General features: G+C 72.2%; 14 protein-coding genes. 11 read left to right on the forward strand and 3 right to left on the reverse strand.

What is annotated here, in order from left to right; genetic code table 11:
• The first annotated feature begins 407 nt into the window (after positions 1-407).
• The 3 genes from OG406_RS23680 (at position 408) to mfd (ending at position 7,676) form a co-directional block, all read left to right on the forward strand.
• Entirely contained in the window at positions 408-1,196 is a 789-nt protein-coding gene (locus OG406_RS23680; RefSeq protein ID WP_164370929.1) for an ABC transporter ATP-binding protein, read from the forward strand.
• Positions 1,193-3,757: an ABC transporter permease gene (locus OG406_RS23685; RefSeq protein WP_329187627.1), complete on the forward strand. Its 2,565-nt coding sequence runs from the start codon at positions 1,193-1,195 to the stop codon at positions 3,755-3,757. The genes OG406_RS23680 and OG406_RS23685 overlap by 4 nt, the downstream gene beginning before the upstream one ends.
• A 367-nt stretch (positions 3,758-4,124) precedes the next feature.
• Positions 4,125-7,676 (forward strand): transcription-repair coupling factor, encoded by a 3,552-nt coding sequence (mfd, locus tag OG406_RS23690; RefSeq protein ID WP_329187629.1) that lies wholly within the window; start codon positions 4,125-4,127, stop codon positions 7,674-7,676.
• A 290-nt stretch (positions 7,677-7,966) separates the two neighbouring features.
• On the opposite strand, the gene OG406_RS23695 is transcribed toward mfd, so the two are convergent.
• Positions 7,967-8,557, reverse strand: coding sequence for a TetR/AcrR family transcriptional regulator (locus OG406_RS23695; protein ID WP_329187630.1), 591 nt, complete (start codon positions 8,555-8,557; stop codon positions 7,967-7,969).
• Positions 8,558-8,665: 108 nt separating this feature from the next.
• Here OG406_RS23695 and OG406_RS23700 point away from each other — a divergent pair, with 108 nt between their 5' ends.
• Complete coding sequence (locus OG406_RS23700; protein WP_266848026.1) at positions 8,666-9,628, forward strand: SCO6745 family protein; 963 nt, start codon at positions 8,666-8,668, stop codon at positions 9,626-9,628.
• 291 nt (positions 9,629-9,919) lie between these two features.
• Here the strand turns inward: OG406_RS23700 and OG406_RS23705 are convergent, their stop codons facing one another.
• The gene (locus tag OG406_RS23705) at positions 9,920-10,102 is read right to left on the reverse strand and encodes an Rv0909 family putative TA system antitoxin (protein ID WP_164370925.1); all 183 of its coding nucleotides are present in this window, start codon (positions 10,100-10,102) and stop codon (positions 9,920-9,922) included.
• Between the two features lie 171 nt (positions 10,103-10,273).
• Between OG406_RS23705 and OG406_RS23710 the strand changes: the two genes are divergently transcribed.
• Complete coding sequence (locus tag OG406_RS23710) at positions 10,274-11,008, forward strand: HNH endonuclease family protein (RefSeq protein ID WP_164370935.1); 735 nt, start codon at positions 10,274-10,276, stop codon at positions 11,006-11,008.
• A gap of 85 nt (positions 11,009-11,093) precedes the next feature.
• On the opposite strand, the gene OG406_RS23715 is transcribed toward OG406_RS23710, so the two are convergent.
• Positions 11,094-11,843: a hypothetical protein gene (locus OG406_RS23715; protein WP_267051028.1), complete on the reverse strand. Its 750-nt coding sequence runs from the start codon at positions 11,841-11,843 to the stop codon at positions 11,094-11,096.
• 321 nt (positions 11,844-12,164) lie between these two features.
• Here OG406_RS23715 and OG406_RS23720 point away from each other — a divergent pair, with 321 nt between their 5' ends.
• The 6 genes from OG406_RS23720 to OG406_RS23745 all read left to right on the forward strand — a co-directional run bounded on the left by OG406_RS23720 (position 12,165) and on the right by OG406_RS23745 (position 19,546).
• Positions 12,165-14,192, forward strand: a complete 2,028-nt coding sequence (locus OG406_RS23720; protein ID WP_329187635.1) for an N-6 DNA methylase — start codon at positions 12,165-12,167, stop codon at positions 14,190-14,192.
• A 199-nt stretch (positions 14,193-14,391) separates the two neighbouring features.
• On the forward strand, positions 14,392-14,997 hold the full coding sequence (locus OG406_RS23725; protein WP_329187637.1) for a hypothetical protein: 606 nt from the start codon (positions 14,392-14,394) through the stop codon (positions 14,995-14,997).
• Positions 14,998-15,035: 38 nt separating this feature from the next.
• On the forward strand, positions 15,036-16,517 hold the full coding sequence (locus OG406_RS23730) for a serine/threonine-protein kinase (RefSeq protein ID WP_329190950.1): 1,482 nt from the start codon (positions 15,036-15,038) through the stop codon (positions 16,515-16,517).
• A gap of 281 nt (positions 16,518-16,798) precedes the next feature.
• Positions 16,799-17,626, forward strand: a complete 828-nt coding sequence (locus OG406_RS23735) for a glycoside hydrolase domain-containing protein (protein ID WP_329187639.1) — start codon at positions 16,799-16,801, stop codon at positions 17,624-17,626.
• 137 nt (positions 17,627-17,763) lie between these two features.
• Positions 17,764-18,423, forward strand: a complete 660-nt coding sequence (locus tag OG406_RS23740; protein ID WP_329187641.1) for a SurA N-terminal domain-containing protein — start codon at positions 17,764-17,766, stop codon at positions 18,421-18,423.
• Between the two features lie 82 nt (positions 18,424-18,505).
• The gene (locus tag OG406_RS23745) at positions 18,506-19,546 is read left to right on the forward strand and encodes a nucleoside triphosphate pyrophosphohydrolase (RefSeq protein ID WP_164370919.1); all 1,041 of its coding nucleotides are present in this window, start codon (positions 18,506-18,508) and stop codon (positions 19,544-19,546) included.
• Positions 19,547-19,555 lie beyond the last annotated feature (9 nt).

A 19,555-nucleotide genomic window follows, 5' to 3' on the forward strand; every position in this document is an offset into this window, starting at 1 on the left:
ACTTGGGGGCAGGGGCGCGGGAGGGCGTCAGCCGGTGGGCCCGGGGGTGGACGCGACCCCGAGGAGTTGTCCACCGAAGGGTGGAGGTCCCCTAGGGGGACCTCCTTACTACGGGTCGGGGCGGGTTCGTCCCGGCGGAGGACGAGACGGGCCGGGGTGCTTCCTTAACCTGGCTTTACGTCGTCGGAGGGCGGGTTCGCCTCGTACGGACCACACCTTGGGGGGTGGGGTTTTCCCCAGCAGAAGACGGGGCCGTGCACCAGCGCGCCCGACCCTCCGCCGGCACCAGACTTACGGACGTAGGCAGCGCACCACACGGGGGCAGCGCGAACACCGCCGTCCTTCCCGACCGTTCGAACCTTCGCAGCCCAGCAGCTCGCCCTGCTGGCCGACATAGGAGACATACCGTGACATCGGCTGTAACCATTCCCAGGCACGGGGGCACTGGAGGGCGTACGGCCGTTGCCGCGCGAGCGCGGCAGGTCGTCAAGGCGTACGGGTCGGGGGAGACCCGCGTCGTCGCCCTCGACCACGTCGACGTGGACATCGAGCGGAGCCGCTTCACCGCGATCATGGGCCCCTCGGGGTCCGGCAAGTCCACGCTGATGCACTGCCTCGCCGGCCTCGACACCGTCACCTCCGGCCAGATCCACCTCGACGAGACCGAGATCACCGGCCTCAAGGACAAGAAGCTGACGCAGCTGCGCCGGGACCGGATCGGGTTCATCTTCCAGGCGTTCAACCTGCTCCCGACGCTGAACGCGCTGGAGAACATCACGCTCCCGATGGACATCGCGGGCCGCAAGCCCGACAAGGCGTGGCTCGCCCAGGTCGTCGAGACCGTCGGGCTCGCGGACCGCCTCAAGCACCGGCCGAACCAGCTCTCCGGCGGCCAGCAGCAGCGCGTCGCGGTGGCCCGGGCGCTGGCCGCCCGCCCCGAGATCATCTTCGGTGACGAACCGACCGGAAACCTCGACTCCCGGGCCGGCTCCGAGGTGCTGGGCTTCCTGCGCCGCTCCGTGGACGACCTCGGCCAGACCATCGTGATGGTCACGCACGACCCGGTGGCCGCCTCGTACGCGGACCGCGTCCTGTACCTCGCCGACGGCCGGATCGTCGACGAGATGCACCAGCCGACGGCCGACCAGGTCCTCGACCGCATGAAGGACTTCGACTCCCGCGGGCGGACGTCATGACCGTCCTCAAGACCTCGATGCGCAACTTCTTCGCGCACAAGGGACGCATGGCGCTCTCCGCCGTGGCCGTCCTGCTCTCGGTGGCCTTCGTCTGCGGCACCCTGGTGTTCACCGACACCATGAACACGACGTTCGACAAGCTCTTCGCGGTCACCTCCTCCGACGTGACCGTGCTGCCGAAGGCGGCGAAGAGCGACGACACCCCGCAGAACGGCAAGCCCGAGTCGGTCCCGGCCGCCGCGCTCGCCCAGGCCAGGCAGGCGGACGGCGTCAAGTCGGCCGAGGGCGCGGTCAGTTCGATGAACGTGACCGTCGTGAACGGCGACAACAAGAACATGGGCTCCACGACCGGCGCCCCGACCATCGCCGGCAACTGGACGCACAACGACCTGCGGTCCATGGAGATCACCTCCGGCCACGCCCCGCGCGGACCGACCGAGGTGATGGTCGACGCCGACACCGTCGACAAGCACCACCTGAAGATGGGCGACGAACTGCGCACCATCGCCGTCACCGGCGACTTCAAGGCCAGGATCGTCGGTGTCGCCACCTTCAAGGTGACCAACCCCGGTGCCGCCGTCGTCTACTTCGACACCGCGACCGCCCAGCGCGAACTCCTCGGCTCCACCGGCCGGTTCACGCAGATCAACGTCACCGCCGCGGCGGGCGTCCCGGACGCGCGCCTCAAGCAGAACGTCTCCACCGCGCTCGACGGGTCCTACAAGATCCAGACGCAGAAGGAGAACGCCGACGAGAACCGCGAGGGCGTCGGCGCGTTCATGAACGTCATCAAGTACGCCATGCTCGGCTTCGCCGGGATCGCGTTCCTGGTCGGCATCTTCCTCATCATCAACACCTTCTCGATGCTGGTCGCCCAGCGCACCCGCGAGATCGGCCTGATGCGCGCCATCGGCTCCTCCCGCAAGCAGGTCAACCGCTCCGTCCTGGTCGAGGCGCTGCTCCTCGGCTTCATCGGATCCGTCCTCGGCGTCGCCGCGGGCGTCGGCCTCGCGGTCGGCCTGATGAAACTCATGTCCTCCATGGGCATGGACCTCTCCACCCGTGACCTGACCGTCAAGGCGGCCACCCCCGTCATCGGCATGATCCTCGGCGTCGTCGTCACCGTCCTCGCCGCCTACCTCCCGGCCCGGCGCGCCGGCAAGGTCTCCCCGATGGCCGCGCTGCGCGACGCCGGAACCCCGGCCGACGGCAGGGCCGGTCTCGTCCGCGGACTGATCGGCCTCGTACTGACCGGCGCCGGAGCGTTCGCCCTGTACCTCGCGGCCACCGCCGACAAGGCGAGCGACGGTTCGCTCGTGCTCGGCGCGGGCGTCGTGCTCACCCTGATCGGCTTCGTGATCGTCGGCCCGCTGCTGGCCGGCGGCGTGGTCCGGGTGATCAGCGCCGTCCTGCTCCGGATGTTCGGCCCGGTCGGCCGGCTCGCCGAACGCAACGCGCTGCGCAACCCGCGCCGCACCGGCGCCACCGGCGCGGCCCTCATGATCGGCCTGGCCCTGGTCGCCTGCCTCTCGGTGGTCGGCTCGTCCATGGTGGCCTCGGCGACCGACGAGCTCGACAAGTCGGTCGGCGCGGACTTCATCGTCCAGGGACAGCAGCGGATCGTCCCGCAGGCCGAGAAGGCCATGCAGGACACCCCCGGCCTCGACCACGTCACCCGCTACAAGGACCTCTCGACCACGATGACCTCGCCCGACGGCAAGGCCGAGGACTACGAGATCACCGCGGCGGACCCCTCGTACGCCCAGGACCTGCGGCGCGAGACGACCGCCGGTGACCTGTCGGCGGCGTACGGCACGAACGCCATGTCGGTCGGCTCGGAGTACGCCAAGAAGCACCACGTCACGGTCGGCGACACCCTGAGCGTCGCCTTCAAGGGCGGCTCGACGGCGAAGCTGAAGGTCGCGGCCATCACGGACGACGACGTCGCCATCGACAAGGGCGCCCGCTACACCAGCATCGCGACCATGAAGAAGTACGTGCCGGCGAGCAAGATCCCGCCGAACGAGATCATGTTCGCCAAGGCCAAGGAAGGCCAGCAGAAGCAGGCCTACGCGGCCCTGAAGAAGGCCATGGAGCCGTACCCGCAGTACCAGGTGCGCGACCAGACCGACTACAAGCAGGAACTCAAGGACCAGGTCGGCCAGCTCCTGAACATGGTCTACGGCCTGCTCGGCCTCGCGATCGTGGTGGCGATCCTCGGCGTCGTCAACACCCTGGCCCTGTCGGTCGTCGAGCGGACCCGCGAGATCGGCTTGATGCGCGCCATCGGCCTCTCCCGCCGCCAGCTGCGCCGGATGATCCGCCTGGAGTCGGTCGTCATCGCCCTCTTCGGGGCCCTCCTCGGACTGGGGCTCGGCATGAGCTGGGGCGCCACCGCCCAGAAGCTCCTCGCCCTGGAGGGTCTGAAGGTCCTGGACATCCCGTGGCCGACGATCATCGGCGTCTTCATCGGATCGGCCTTCGTGGGCCTGTTCGCCGCCCTGATCCCGGCGTTCCGGGCCGGCCGGATGAACGTCCTGAACGCCATCGCCACCGAATAACCGGCGATCCCGGCCGGGGACGGCCGCACCGGACCACCGCGCACGGGGGTCGCGGCGGACGGGCCCGGTCCGAGGAGCAGCACGCTCCTCGGACCGGGCCCTCGGCGCGTCCCGGCCCCCGCCTCACCGAACGAGGCCAGGGGTGCCGTCCGGACGTCCACCCCGGCGAGGCCCGGGTTCCTCGCACGGACGCGGGCCGGGGACACAGGGAAGCGCCCGGCCTCCGCGCCCGTGCGTCACGCTGGGTGACCGGTCCCACGAGGAACGGCCACGCGCGAGTCGGCGCGGAGTCGTAGGCTGGAGACCCCCGGCCCGTCCCACGTGTCGGGCGCCTCGCGTTGCCCACTCCCCGGGATGGAAGCCCTTCATGAGCCTGCACGGTCTGCTCGACGCCGTCGTCAAGGACGCCGCCCTCACGGAAGCGGTCAAGGCCGCCGGCGACGGCAACCGGATGCACGTCGACCTGGTCGGCCCGCCCGCCGCACGCCCCTTCGCCATCGCCGCCCTGGCCCGGGAGGCCGGCCGCACCGTCCTCGCCGTGACCGCCACGGGCCGCGAGGCCGAGGACCTGGCCGCCGCCCTGCGCACCCTCCTGCCCCCGGAGGGCGTCGTCGACTACCCCTCGTGGGAGACGCTGCCGCACGAACGGCTCTCGCCCCGCTCGGACACCGTCGGCCGCCGCCTCGCCGTGCTGCGCCGGCTCGCCCACCCGCGCCCCGACGACCCGGAGACCGGCCCAGTGTCCGTCGTCGTCGCCCCCGTGCGCTCCGTGCTCCAGCCGCAGGTGCAGGGGCTCGGCGACCTGGAGCCCGTCATCCTGCGCACCGGGCACAGCGCCGACCTGGGCGAGACCGTCGAGGCGCTCGCGGCGGCCGCGTACTCCCGCGTCGAACTCGTCGAGAAGCGCGGCGAGTTCGCCGTCCGCGGCGGCATCCTCGACGTCTTCCCGCCCACCGAGGAACACCCCCTGCGCGTGGAGTTCTGGGGCGACGACATCGAGGAGATCCGCTACTTCAAGATCGCCGACCAGCGGTCCCTGGAGGTCGCCGAACACGGCCTGTGGGCGCCGCCCTGCCGCGAACTGCTGCTCACCGACGACGTGCGGCGCCGGGCGGCGGAACTCGCCGAGGCCCACCCGGAACTCGGCGAACTCCTCGGCAAGATCGCCGAGGGCATCGCCGTGGAGGGCATGGAGTCCCTCGCCCCCGTCCTCGTCGACGACATGGAACTGCTCCTCGACGTGCTGCCCGAGGGCTCGATGGCCGTCGTCTGCGACCCCGAGCGGGTCCGCACCCGGGCCGCGGACCTCGTCGCCACCTCGCAGGAGTTCCTCCAGGCGTCCTGGGCGGCCACCGCGGGTGGCGGCGAGGCACCCATCGACGTCGGCGCCGCCTCCCTGTGGTCCATCGCGGACGTACGGGAGCGGGCGCGCGCGCTGGACATGATGTGGTGGTCGGTGTCGCCGTTCGCCGCCGACGGGGAACTCGCCGACTTCGCCCCGGGCGCCGCGGGCGACACCCTCAAGCTGGGCATGCACGCCCCCGAGACCTACCGCGGCGACACCGCCCGCGCACTGGCCGACACCAAGGGCTGGCTGGCCGAGGGCTGGCGCGCCGTCTACGTCACCGAGGCACAGGGACCGGCCGCCCGCACCGCCGAGGTCCTGGGCGGCGAGGGCATCGCGGCCCGCCTGGACATCGATCTCACCGAGATCGGCCCCTCCGTCGTGCACGTGGCGTGCGGCTCCATCGACTACGGCTTCGTCGACGCGGCCCTCCGGCTCGCCGTCCTGACGGAGACCGACCTCTCCGGCCAGAAGGCGGCCGGCAAGGACGGCGCCCGGATGCCGGCCCGCCGCCGCAAGACGATCGACCCGCTGACCCTGGAGGCCGGCGACTACATCGTCCACGAACAGCACGGTGTCGGCCGCTACATCGAGATGGTCCAGCGCACCGTCCAGAGCGCCACCCGCGAGTACCTGGTCGTGGAGTACGCACCCGCCAAGCGCGGCCAGCCCGGCGACCGCCTCTACATCCCCACCGACCAGCTGGAGCAGATCACCAAGTACGTCGGCGGCGAGGCCCCGACCCTGCACCGACTCGGCGGCGCCGACTGGACCAAGACCAAGGCGCGCGCCAAGAAGGCCGTCAAGGAGATCGCCGCCGACCTGATCAAGCTGTACTCGGCGCGGATGGCCGCCCCCGGGCACGCGTTCGGCGCCGATACCCCCTGGCAGCGCGAGCTGGAGGACGCCTTCCCGTACGTGGAGACGCCCGACCAGCTCACCACGATCGCCGAGGTCAAGGACGACATGGAGAAGACGGTCCCGATGGACCGCCTGATCTGCGGTGACGTCGGCTACGGCAAGACGGAGATCGCGGTCCGCGCCGCGTTCAAGGCGGTCCAGGACGGCAAGCAGGTGGCGGTCCTGGTTCCCACGACCCTGCTGGTGCAGCAGCACTTCGGCACGTTCTCCGAGCGCTACTCGCAGTTCCCCGTCAACGTCCGCGCCCTGTCCCGCTTCCAGTCCGACACCGAGGCGAAGGCGACCCTGGAAGGGCTGCGCGACGGATCGGTCGACGTCGTCATCGGCACCCACCGCCTGTTCTCCTCGGAGACCAAGTTCAAGGACCTGGGCCTGGTCATCGTCGACGAGGAGCAGCGGTTCGGCGTCGAGCACAAGGAACAGCTGAAGAAGCTCCGCGCGAACGTCGACGTCCTGACGATGTCCGCGACGCCGATCCCGCGCACCCTGGAGATGGCGGTCACCGGCATCCGCGAGATGTCGACGATCACCACCCCGCCGGAGGAGCGGCACCCGGTGCTGACCTTCGTCGGCCCGTACGAGGAGAAGCAGATCGGCGCGGCGGTCCGCCGTGAACTGCTGCGCGAGGGACAGGTCTTCTACATCCACAACCGGGTCGAGTCCATCGACCGAGCGGCGGCCCGGCTGCGCGAGATCGTGCCCGAGGCGCGCATCGCGACGGCCCACGGACAGATGTCGGAACAGGCCCTGGAGCAGGTGGTCGTCGACTTCTGGGAGAAGAAGTTCGACGTGCTCGTCTCCACGACGATCGTCGAGTCGGGCATCGACATCTCGAACGCGAACACGCTGATCGTGGAGCGCGGCGACAACTTCGGTCTCTCGCAGCTGCACCAGCTGCGCGGCCGCGTCGGCCGTGGCCGCGAGCGCGGTTACGCCTACTTCCTGTACCCGCCGGAGAAGCCGCTGACGGAGACGGCCCACGAGCGGCTCGCGACGATCGCCCAGCACACCGAGATGGGCGCGGGCATGTACGTGGCGATGAAGGACCTGGAGATCCGCGGCGCGGGCAACCTGCTCGGCGGCGAGCAGTCCGGCCACATCGCCGGGGTGGGCTTCGACCTGTACGTCCGCATGGTCGGCGAGGCCGTCGCGGACTACCGCGCCGCGCTGGACGGCGGGGTGGAGGAGGAGCCGCCGCTGGAGGTCAAGATCGAGCTGCCGGTCGACGCGCACGTCCCGCACGACTACGCGCCGGGCGAGCGGCTGCGTCTCCAGGCGTACCGGTCCATCGCCTCCGCGAACACCGAGGAGGACGTGAAGGCCGTACGCGAGGAACTCGTCGACCGCTACGGCAAGTTGCCCGAGCCGGTCGAGAACCTGCTCCTCGTCGCGGGGCTGCGGATGCTGGCGCGGAGCTGCGAGGTCGGGGAGATCGTCCTCCAGGGCAACAACATCCGCTTCGCTCCGGTGGAGTTGAGGGAGTCCCAGGAGCTGCGTCTCCAGCGGCTCTACCCGGGGACGGTCGTCAAGCAGGCCGCCCACCAGCTCCTGGTCCCCCGCCCGAAGACGGCGAAGGTGGGCGGCAAGCCGCTGGTCGGCCGCGAACTCCTCGGCTGGACCGGCGAGTTCCTCGCCACGATCCTCGGGTCGTAGCCCGGCCGCACGGCGGGAGCCCGGTCGTCTTCGGCGGCCGGGCTTCCGTCGTCCGTAGGCGGGACGCCGTCAGGGACCGGCGGTTCTGCGGCGTCGGCAGGGGTCGGTGGTCCGTGATGCCGGCAGGGACCGGTGGTCCGCGGCGTCGGCAGGGGTCGGTGGTCCGTGATGCCGACGGGGACCGGTGGTCCGTGGTCCGTGACGCCGTCAGGACCGGTGGTACTCCGCCACGGCCCCGGCCGGGGCCGTGGCCCCCGTGCCGAGGACGCCGGGCCCGCCCGGGTCCTCGGTCAGGGCTGCCGGGGGCGGAACAGCATGCCCGTCAGGGCGTGGAACACCTCGTCGGGGTCCTGGTCGCCCACCGGGCCGTCCAGATTGTGGCTGAGCAGGAGCGTGGCGAAGCCGTGGGCCAGTGACCAGGCCGCGACCCCGGCGAGCCGGGCGTCCTCCCCCCGGCCCTCGGTGGGGACGTCGGAGACGGCGGCGCGCAGCCGCTCGCCCGCGAGGGTCCTGGCCGCCGTCAGCTCCAGGTCGTTCCCGCGGAGCAGCTCCGGGGAGAACATGACCTGGAAGTGGGCGGGGTGCTCCCGCGCGAAGCGGACGTAGCGCACGCCGGCGTCCCGCAGGTCGTCGGCCGTGTCGAGTGCCGCCGCCAGCAGCGCGTAGCCCTCCGCCGCGATCGCCGTGAGCAGTCCGGTGCGGTCCTTGAAGTGGTGCGCCGGGGCGGCGTGGGAGACACCCGCGCGGCGGGCCAGGTCGCGCAGGCTCAGCGCGGTGGGGCCCTCGGCGCCGATGACGTCGAGCGCGGCACCGAGGATGGCGCGCCGCAGGTCCCCGTGGTGATAGGGGCGCGCGGAGTCGCTGGGCGGGGCGGGATTCATGGGCGCCAGCGTACGCGCAATCTAGTCATTGACAAGTTGGCGTGGGTTCCGGCAATCTTGTCGGTGTCAAGTTGTGGGGTGTGTCGTCACGTGACAAGGGGTGCGGTCATGTCGGGGAGCGTCAGCGGGGCCGGCGGGACGGATCGGTTCGAGGGGAGCGCCGGGGGCGGCGGTGTGGCGGCGGCGGAGGGTGGTGCCGGCGAGGGCGGGATCGAACCGGGCCAGGTGCGCCGGCTGTGGCATCTGCTGGAGCCCCTGCACGCCGTGCTGTATTACGCGCCGGAGAGCTTCGAGGAGGCGGCCGCGCTCGGGTTCGGGACCGAGGAGCGCTGGCCGAGCTACTTCCCTTATCGCGCGGCCCCGTTGGGCCCCGTCGGCGCCGAGCGGGTTGCCTCCGCCTTCTACAGCTTCAGCCCTCGCATGGTCGACGAACACATCACGTCGGCCTGGCGGACGGCGAGTCCGCAGGAGGTGCTCGCCGCGCGGGAGCGATCCGTCGACCGCGCCTACCGGGCGCTGCTGGGTGACGGAATCGCCGGGCCGGGGATGGCCGAGGCCGCGGCTCTCGCCCGGCGGGCTGCCGAGGCGGCGGACACGGCGGGGCGCCCGCTCGCCGCGGCCGGCGCCGCGTTGGACTGGCCCGAGCCGCCGCACCTCCAGCTGTGGCACGCGGCGACGATCCTGCGCGAGCACCGCGGCGACGGCCACCTCGCGGCTCTGCTCGTCGCCGGTCTCGATCCCGTCGAGTCCCTCGTCTCGTTCGCCGCGATAGGCGCGGCCTCGGTGGAGCGCTTCGAGAGCCGCGGCTGGAGCCCGCGGGAATGGGCGGCCGGCCGTGAGCGGCTCACCGCCCGCGGCCTGGTGGACGCCGGAGGTGTCGCGACGGACGCCGGCCGTGCGCTGCGCCGCGAGGTCGAGGAGCGAACCGACCGACTGGCCGCCGGGCCCTGGCAGTCGCTCGGTCCGGACGCCACCGGTCGACTCGCCGATCTGCTGGGCGAGTTCTGGGTGGCCGTCATCGGCTCGGGTCTGCTGCCCGCGGAGACGACGCTGGGGATCGGGAAGGTGTGAGACGGGCGAGACACCCGGGCCGCCGTCGGGTCGTCGGGCCCGAGTCCGTGACGACGCCGGCCCCACCCGGTGGGACACCGTGGTGGGGCGGGACGTGAGGGGCGCACGAGGTGGGCCAGGGCCACCGGTCCGTTCACACCGGCCGTGGGATCACTGGCCTGTCGGGGTCCGAGACGGACCTCTGGGGTTCTGAGACGCCGTCACCTCGGCACGCGACGGACTGCGGGAAGGTCGAGGGGATGCCCGCTCGGACACCCGCTCCGGATATGGCTGCGGGCCGGTCAGGACCGATCAAGGCCGGTCGCGGTCACGGTCCATACCCATCGCGCCTTCGGCCTTGCCCTGCGCGTCGTCGACCTTGTCCGTGTACTTGTCGCCGGTCTTCTTGTTGACCTGCTTCTCCGCGGCGTCGGACATGTCCTTCGCCTTGTCCTGCGCCGCGCGGTTGCTCTTGAACCTGTCGAAGATGCCCATCCAGAGCTCCTTCCGGGGGCTGACTCACCACCGACGATACGCCGGGCGTGCGCCAATTGCCCGTTGGGTCGGGTATGACCCGGGAGTACGCCCCGATAGGTTGGGCAGAGGGGAAGCACGCCCGGGCAGGGCGGACCCGGGGAGGCGAAGGGGAGGGCGTTTGTCGTGCGTATGAGGGGTGGGGCGGCTGCTGCCGCGGCGGTGCTGATCGTGCTCGGTGCCGGGGTCAGCGGCTGCAAAGAGGACGCCATAGGTTCCGCGGGACCCGAGGAGACGGCGGGCGGTGGCGGCGCTGGTGGTGGCGGGGCCGCGCTCTCCGCGGTGGACTCACTGACCGTCAAGGGGCGTGCCCCGAAGACCGGTTACAGCAGGGAGCGGTTCGGCACGGCCTGGGCCGACACCGACGCGAACCACTGCGACACCCGCGACGACATCCTCAAGCGGGACCTCAAGGACGTGAAGTACAGCGACGGCAAGTGCAAGGTGTCGCACGGAGTCCTCGAACCCGACCCCTACGGCGGCAAGGACGTCACCTTCACCCGCGGGCGCAGCCTGGTCGACATCGACCACCTCGTCGCCCTCTCGGACGCCTGGCAGAAGGGCGCCAAGTACTGGGACGCGAGCAAGCGGATAGCGCTGGCCAACGACCCGCTCAACCTCGCCGCCGTCGGCGCCAGCGCCAACCGCAGCAAGGGCGACGGCGACACGGCGACCTGGCTCCCGCCGAACAAGGAGTACCGCTGCACGTACGTCGCGGGGCAGGTGGCCGTGAAGAAGAAGTACGGGCTGTGGGTCACCGGCTCCGAGAAGGCCGCGATGAAGAAGGTCCTGTCCGGCTGCCCCGGCCAGAAGCTCCCCTCGGGCGGCAACCCGACGGACGCCCCGAAGCGGTTCACCGCGAACTAGCGGCCGTGCCCGGCGCCGCGTCCCCCGGCCGCGCCCGGTCGGGGGCCGGGCGCCGGACGGATGCCGCACCCCCGCGCCCGGCCGGTCAGCTGCCGAGCTTGTCGATGTCGATGACCTTGCCGGCGGGCTTGGTGGCGGGGACCGGCTTGTCGTAGTCGCCGAAGGTGATCGTGCCGGGGTCCTTGGCGGAGGTGCTGTCGACCCGCAGCAGGTAGGGCTTGCCCTTCGTGGCGACGTACAGGGTGTACCGGTCCTTGCCGTCCTTCTCGTGCAGGATGATCGCCTCGGTCCCGTCGACGGTGGTCGTCCTGCCGCGCGTCGCATTGGAGTTCACGTCCTCCGCGCCGGCGAGCACCGAGTCGAGATCGCAGAAGCCCGCGATGTCCTTGGCGTCGGAGCCGGTCGCGGACATCTTGGTCCACTTGCCGGCCAGCATGTTCACGACCGCGTCCGTGTCGGCCTTGGAGTCGCCCTTGCCCTGGGCGCGCAGGAACGCCTCGTCGTACTTCATGTAGACGGTGTCGCCGGTCTTGATGAGATCGGCCTTGCCCTGGCCGCCCATGCCCAGCGTTCCGGCACAGTCGCCCTTCTTGCTGAGGGCCATGTCGATACGGATGGTGCCGCCGTCCTCGTCGTCGGGCACGTCGCCCTTCATCCGGAGCGAGGCGGCGCCGTCGGTGGCCTTCACGGCCCGGTCGGCGATCTCGCCCCCGGACAGACCGGCGAACGGACCCTTCGGCTTGCTGTCCGCCTTGCTCTCGCCGGGCAGGCAACCGGTGAGACCGGCGGTGGCCGCGGCGGCGAGGCAGAGAGCGGCAAGTGCGGTGCGACGCATGAGAGTTCCTTGGCGTGGTGTGGGTGGCGGTGTCGGCGAAGCCAGGGGCGACCGGATCGCTCCGGCGGCCTGCCCGTTCGATGGGTCAATAACAGCAGAGCGTGTGAACCGAGTCAACACGGTTCACGGAGAAGGTTGTGTACACGCCTGTGAAGGGGTAGATCTGGCTTGCGCCGGTATGCTCGGCGCCACACACCGGAACACCGGAATGCCGGAGCACCGGAATGCCGGAGCGCCAGAACACCGGGACCGCGGTGCGGGGGTGACGGCGGGCCGGCCGGGGTCACAGGGGCGCCGACCAGAACGAGGGGAGCCGGGCGGGTGCAGCACAACGCGACAGAGGTGACCGCCGCCGGAATCGCACGGCTCGCCGGAGTCGGCCGCGCGGCCGTCAGCAACTGGCGCCGCCGCCACGCCGACTTCCCCAAACCGGTCGGCGGCACCGAGACCAGCCCCTCCTTCGCCCTCGCCGAGGTCGAGGCCTGGCTGCGCGACCAGGGGAAACTCGCCGAGGTCCCCCTCCGCGAACGCGTCTGGCAGCAGCTCGCCGGTCACCCCGAAGGCCCGGTCACCGCCCTCGTCCACGCGGGCTGCGTGCTCCTGCTCATCCACGACCGCCCCACCGACTGGCTGGAACTGAGCGCCGGTTCCGACGAACGGCTCGCCGCGCTGCTGCCCGCCGCCCTCGACCAGGTGATCACCCCGAGGTTCGGCCCCCCGCGCGAACGCGCCGTGAACACCCCGGCCGGTCCGGAGCTGCTCACCTCCGCCCCCCTGCTGCGCGGCGCCGCCGAACTGGCCGCCGAGCTGGGCGCCCGCCAGACGTACGAGTTCCTTCTGGGGCGCCACCTCGACGCCAACCCCCGTCAGTACACGCTCACCCCCGCCGGCCTCGCGACGCTGATGGCGGAACTCGCGGGACCGGCACGCACCGCACTCGACCCGGCGTGCGGCACCGGCGCCCTGCTGCGCGCCGTGGCCGCCCGGCCCGGACAGGAGCTGTTCGGGCAGGACAGCGCGCCCGAACTCGCGGCGCTCTCCGCGCTGCGGCTGGCGCTCCAGGGCAAGGCCGCCGTGCGGACCGCCGCCGGTGACAGCCTCCGCGCGGACGCCCTTCCCGCGCTCCGCGCCGACGTCGTGCTGTGCCACCCGCCGTTCAACGAACGCAACTGGGGACACGACGAACTCGCCTACGACGCCCGCTGGGAGTACGGCTTCCCGGCCCGCACCGAGTCCGAACTGGCGTGGGTGCAGCACGCGTTGGCGCACCTCAAGGACGGCGGCACCGCCGTCGTCCTCATGCCGCCGGCCGCCGCCTCGCGCCGCTCCGGCCGCCGTATCCGCGCCGACCTGCTGCGCCGCGGCGCGCTGCGGGCCGTGATCGCGCTGCCGATCGGCGCGGCACCGCCGTACAACATCCCGCTGCACGTCTGGGTGCTGCGCCGTCCCGAGAAGGCGCCCGCACAGCCCGAGCTGCTGCTCGTGGACACCGGCGCATCGGCCGGGGAGGGCAGGGCCTTCGACTGGGCCGCCGTGCGCGGAGCGGTGCTCGACGCGTGGCGGCCCTTCGAACGCGCGGGCAGCGCGCGGGAGGAGCCGGGGTTCAGCCGTTCGGTGCCGGTCATCGAACTCCTCGACGACGACGTGGATCTGGCGCCCGCCCGCCATCTGCCGCCGGCCGCCGCGGGAGGCGGCTCCGAGCGGCTCGCGAGCGTACGCGAGGACCTCGGTGAGACCCTGCGGCTCGCCGCAGGTCTCACGCCCCCCGAGGCACTGCACACCCCCGCCGTGCGCTGGCCGCTCATCACCGTCGGCGAACTGGCGCGCGGAGGAGCCCTGTTGCTGCGCACGGGCGGAAACAGCGCCCCCGCGCGCGCCAGGGTGCTCACCGACCACGACGTGCTCGCCGGGACCGCCCCCTCCGGGAGTCTCCCCGAGGGCGACGAGGAGACCGTTCCGGTCGAGGCGGGCGACGTCGTGGTCCCCGTGCTCGGGGGCGGCTCCGTCGCGCGCGTGATCGACGCGGACACGGCGGGCGCGGTACTGGGACGCAACCTCACCCTCCTGCGCCCCGACCGCGCCGCGCTGGACCCGTGGTTCCTCGCGGGATTCCTGCGCGGCACCGCCAACAACCGGCAGGCCAGCAGCTACGCGTCCACCGCCACCCGGCTCGACGTACGGCGGCTGCACCTGCCGCGCCTGCCGCTGGAGGACCAGCGCCGCTACGGCGAACGCTTCCGCGCCCTCGCCGAGTTCGAGGACGCGCTGCGCCGCGCCGGGCGCCTCGGGGAGCAGCTCGTCCGCGGCATGTACGACGGGCTGACGGACGGGACGGTCGCTCCCGACTGACCCGCGCGGGGCGACGGCGGCGCCGCCCCGGACGGGCGGAACGGCGGCTTCCCGCACGGGCGCCACGAGGGCGCCGGACCACGTGAAGTGATCAGCGCGACAACGGTTCGGTACAACCCGGGACCGGTTGTCCTTGTCGGCCTATACGCTCGGACTTCCAACTCGTACGTCCGTCCCCATCAGGCCTCCAGGAGCAGCCATGCACGGCCACGGCTACGCGCCGCCTCCGCCGAAGCGACCCCCGACCGGGCTGCTCGTCGTGCTGCGCGTGATCTTCGGAGCGCTGCCGCTCCTGAGCATCGGCTTCCTGGCATGGGGGTCCACCCTGCGCGTGGCGCTGGTGACGCGCCGCGCCGTGGACTGGTGGATCTTCCTCGGGTCGCTGCTGGCGATGGGGATCAGCTTCGCCTACCTCAGCACCGACCACACCGACGACTTCAGCAGCCCGAACGGCAACGTCGGAATGATCATCCTGCTGCTCAACGCGGCCGCCTGCACCGGGTACTTCCTGTTCGCGGACATCCGCCACTACAGCCGGCTCGCCCCGCCCGGCTACCCGGCGCCGCTCCACCGGACCCCGCAGCCCGGCCCGCACTACGGCTACCCGCAGACGGCCGGTACGGGATCGCCGTACGGGACGCCGGTGCCGCACCAGCAGCCGTCCCTGCCGCAGCCGCCCGTCGTGCCGCCGCCTCCGCAGCGGCCCGCGCCCGTGCGGATCGACCAGGTGCGCGCCGAACTCGACGAACTCAGCGACTACCTCCGCAAGCGCGACGGCCGGACCGACAGCGGGGACGGCAGGTGAGCCTTGCGACGGGCCGGGTGATCGCCGACCGCTACGAACTGTCCACGCTCATCGGCCAGGGCGGCATGGGCCAGGTCTGGACGGCCTACGACCAGCGCCTGGACCGGCGGGTCGCGGTCAAGCTGCTGCGCCCGGACAAGGTGGCGGGCCAGGAGGCCGACGAACTGCGCCGCCGCTTCGTGCGCGAGTGCCGGGTGACCGCCCAGGTCGACCACCCGGGGCTGGTCACGGTCCACGACGCGGGCAGCGTCGGCGAGGAGCTGTTCCTCGTCATGCAGTACGTCGACGGGGCGGACCTCTCCGACCACCTCGCCGAGCACGACCCCTACCCGTGGCAGTGGGCCGTCGCGGTCGCCGCCCAGCTGTGCGCGGTGCTGAGCGCGGTGCACGCCGTGCCGATCGTGCACCGCGACCTCAAGCCGCGGAACGTGATGGTCAAGCAGGACGGCACGGTCACCGTCCTCGACCTCGGCGTCGCCTCCGTCATGGACACCGACACCACGCGGCTGACGCACACCGGTTCGCCCATCGGCAGCCCCGCCTACATGGCCCCCGAGCAGGCGATGGGCGGCGCGGTCGGCCCGTACACCGATCTGTACGCGCTCGGGGTGCTGCTGCACGAACTGCTCAGCGGGGACGTGCCGTTCTCCGGCTCGACCGCGCTCGGCGTGCTGCACCGGCACCTGTACGAGCCGCCGCTGCCGGTGCGCCGGCTGCGCCCCGAGGTGCCGCCCGCGCTGGAGGACCTGGTGCTGCGCCTGCTGTCCAAGGACCCCCAGCACCGCCCGGGTTCCGCGCAGGAGACGTACGAGCAGCTCCTCCCGCTGCTGCCCGCGCGCGGCACGCCCACCGGCGCGCCGCTGGACCCCACGCGGCCGTTCCTGCGCCCGCACGCCCCGTGGCCGGACCGGGCCCGGACGCCCGCGACCCAGCCGCAGGCCGCGCCCGCGGTGGAGAAGCCCGACGTGGCGGGTGCCGTGGACGAGGTGAAGCGGCTGCTCGGCGAGGGCCGCATCACGCAGGCCGTGGACATCCTCGGCTCGATCCTCCCGGCCGCCGCCGTCGAGCACGGGGAGCACTCGCCGGTGGTGCGCACCCTGCGCAAGCAGTACGCGGCCACGCTCATGGACGACGGCCAGTACCGCCGCGCCCTGCCGGAACTGCGCCGGCTCGCCGACGAGCGCGCCTCCGAGGCGGGCCACGCCGACCCGCAGTCGCTGCGTTTCCGCTACGACGCCGCCCAGTGTCTGGAACAACTCGGCGAACCCGCCGCGGCCCTGGCGGAGTACCGCGCGCTCCTGCCGTACTACGAGAACCAATACGTCGCGGGGGACCCGGCGATCTCGCTCGAAGTGCGCCGCAGGATGGGCCACTTGCTGCTCGCGCTCGGCGACCGGGCCGCCGCCCACGACACGCTGGCCCGGCTCCTGCACGACGTGGACCGGCTGCGCGGGCCCGGGCACCCCATGGCGGGGGAGATCCGCCGCACACTCCAGTGGCTCGGGCAGGTCCGGGGCTGAGCCCACCCGGACACCGAAGGTTTTTGCGCCGCCTTGGCCGAAACTTGTGATGATCAGGGGGCGGGGTTACCCGGGCGGAGGGACGCGCCGGGTAAGTTGCGGTCTCCCGTGCGCCACGCGCGCGTGCGCGGCCCGGTCCGGACGCGCCGCACGACCGCGTGACCCGCACCGGCACACAGCACCGGCACGGCAGCCCTGGCGGTCGCCGCCCCGGCGTGCCGTTCCGACCGTCGTACCCGTCGTACCCGTTGCACCAGTTGAACCATGGGGTGGGAATTTTCATGTCCAGCCATCGGCATTCCAAGAAGCGCAGATACGCGGCCTGGGCCGCGGCCGGCGCCGCCGTCGTCGCCGGCGCGGGGATCGCCGCGCAGACCTCGATGGCCGCGACCACGTGGCCCGCGCAGCGCACCTTCACCGGCCGCGCCTTCGACGCCTGCGCCGCGCCCTCGCTGTCCGCGATGAAGGCCTGGCACACCGGCTTCTACGGAGCCGCCGCCGTCTACGTGGGCGGCACGAACCGCGGCTGCGCGCAGCCCAACCTGACCGCCTCCTGGGTGAAGTCGGTCAGCGCGCTCGGCTGGAAACTGGTCCCCCTGTACGTCGGCGCGCAGCCGTCCTGCCAGACGGGGAGCAGCCCCGAGAAGATGACCGCCTCGACGGCCGCCTCCCTCGGAGCGAAGGACGGCGCGGACGCGGTCGCCAAGGCCGCGGCCCTCGGCATGAAGGCCGGCAGCCCGGTCTACCTCGACATGGAGTCGTACGACGTCACGAACAAGGCGTGCAACGACGCCGTGCTGACGTACGTGCGGGCCTTCGACAAGACCCTGCACGCCAAGACGTACCGCACCGGCTACTACGGCTTCACCAGCTCCAGCGCCAAGGCGATCGCGACGGCGAGCGACAGGACGGACCTGCCGGGCAACCTCTGGTACGCGCTGTGGGACAAGAACAACACCACGACGGCCGACTGGCCGTGGGGATCGACCCAGTTCACGAACCACAGCCGCGCGCACCAGTACATGGTCAACAGCAAGGAGACCCGCGGCGCCTACACGATCACGGTGGACCGGGACGCGTGGGACGCGCCCGTCGCGATCACGGGCTGATCGCGATGTGACGTGCGGCGGTGCCCGAAGTCGTCGTGAATCGTTGGTCGAATGGCTGGCCGGGAGGCGAGCCACTGCCTACCATCGATCACCGCAAGACTTTGTGCACCGCCGCACAATCTCCTCGGGAGGCTTCCTTGCACCGCCGCCGTCGCACCGCGCTCGTCCTCTCCGCCGCGATCGTCGCCGCGGCTCCCTTGCTGACCGGTTGCGGAAGTGACGCCCATCCGGGCGCGGCCGCGGTCGTCGGGGGCCGGCGGATCACCGTCGCGCAGCTGGAGAGCCGGGTGAACGAGGTGCGCTCGGCGCAGCGCGCCGCCACCAAGGACGAGGCGCAGTACGAGCAGGCCATCGCCAAGACCGGCACGCTCACCCGCGACACCCTGCACGGCATGGTCCTCGACCAGGTCCTCGACCGGGCGGCGAAGAACGAGGGGGTGACAGTGACCCGCAAGGACTCCCAGCAGATGCGGTCGGCCCTCGAACAGCAGGCGGGCGGCTCGAAGGCCCTGGAGACGGCCTGGCTGCAGAACTACGGGGTCGCACCGAGGCGTCTCGACGACAGCCTGCGCACCGAGATCGAGGCGCAGAAGCTTGCCGCCGCGCTCGGCGCCGACATGAACACCACGGGCGGCAAGGCCGTCTTCTGGAAGGCGATGTCCACCGCCTCGAAGCAGCTCCACGTCGACCTGAACCCGCGCTACGGCGCCTGGGACGTCCAGAAGAGCAGCCGGGTCGACGCGAAGACGCCGTGGCTGCGCGAGGTCACGTCGGCGGGGACCCAGCAGACGACGTGATCCGCGCGGGGGCCGTGACCGGTCCCCGGCGGACCTGTGGACAACCTCCGGGGCCGTCGGCGGGGTGGGTTACGTTCGAGGGGTGAACGCAACCAGCAGCTCCGAGGGCGGCCCCACCGCCACCGACCCCGGCCGTATCGTCCTGCTCACCACCAGCCACCGGGTCGCTCCCGGACTGCTGTCCTGGCCGGCCTGGCAGGCGCTGCACGGCGCGGACCGGGTGCTGTGCGCCGACGGCGCGCATCCCCAGATCCCGTATCTGCGCGAGGCGGGCATCGGTGTGGACGAGGTGTCCCCGACCGCCGAGGACCTGGTCGACGCCTGCGCGGGCGGCCGGACCCTGGTGGTCGTCGCGACCGGCGAGGGCGAGCCGCGGCTCACCGACGGACTGGCCCGGCTGGCCGGCTCCGGCCGGGTGCGGATGCCGGACCTGGAGCTGCTCCCCGCCTCGTACGACCTGCCGGGCGCCCGCCTCCTCGACCTGGTCCAGGTGATGGACCGTATCCGCGTCGAGTGCCCCTGGTCGTCCCGGCAGACCCACGAGGGCCTGGCGAAGTACGGCATCGAGGAGGCGTACGAACTCGTCGAGGCCATCGAGGACGGCGACCGGGACGAGCTGCGCGAGGAACTGGGCGACGTGCTGCTCCAGGTCGTCTTCCACGCCCGCATCGCCGAGGAGGACGAGGACGCGCCCTTCTCGGTCGACGACGTCGCGGGCGGCATCGTCGCCAAGCTGATCCACCGCCACCCCCATGTCTTCGGCGACGCCACGGCGACGACCCCCGAGGAGGTCAAGGAGCACTGGCTGCGCACCAAGGCCGAGGAGAAGCGGCGCACCTCCGTCACCGAGGGCGTCCCGCTCGGCCAGCCGGGTCTCGCCCTGGCCGCGAAGCTGTCGTCCCGGGTGCGCACGGCGGGCCTCGATGTGCCGCTGCCCGCCGGCGAGGGGGTGGGGTACGAGCTGCTGGCCCTGGCGGCGCGCGCCGAGGCCGGAGGCGTGGACCCGGAGGCCGCGCTGCGGGCGGCGGCCCGCGCCTACCGGGACGCGATCCTCGCGGAGGAGCGGGCAGGAGCTCCGGTGGAGCAGCAGGAGGAAGAGCTGGAGTTGGAGCAGGAGGAGTAAGAAGCCGGA

Origin of the sequence: Streptomyces sp. NBC_01428 (assembly GCF_036231965.1) — a bacterium.
Classification (GTDB): Bacteria; Actinomycetota; Actinomycetes; order Streptomycetales; family Streptomycetaceae; genus Streptomyces.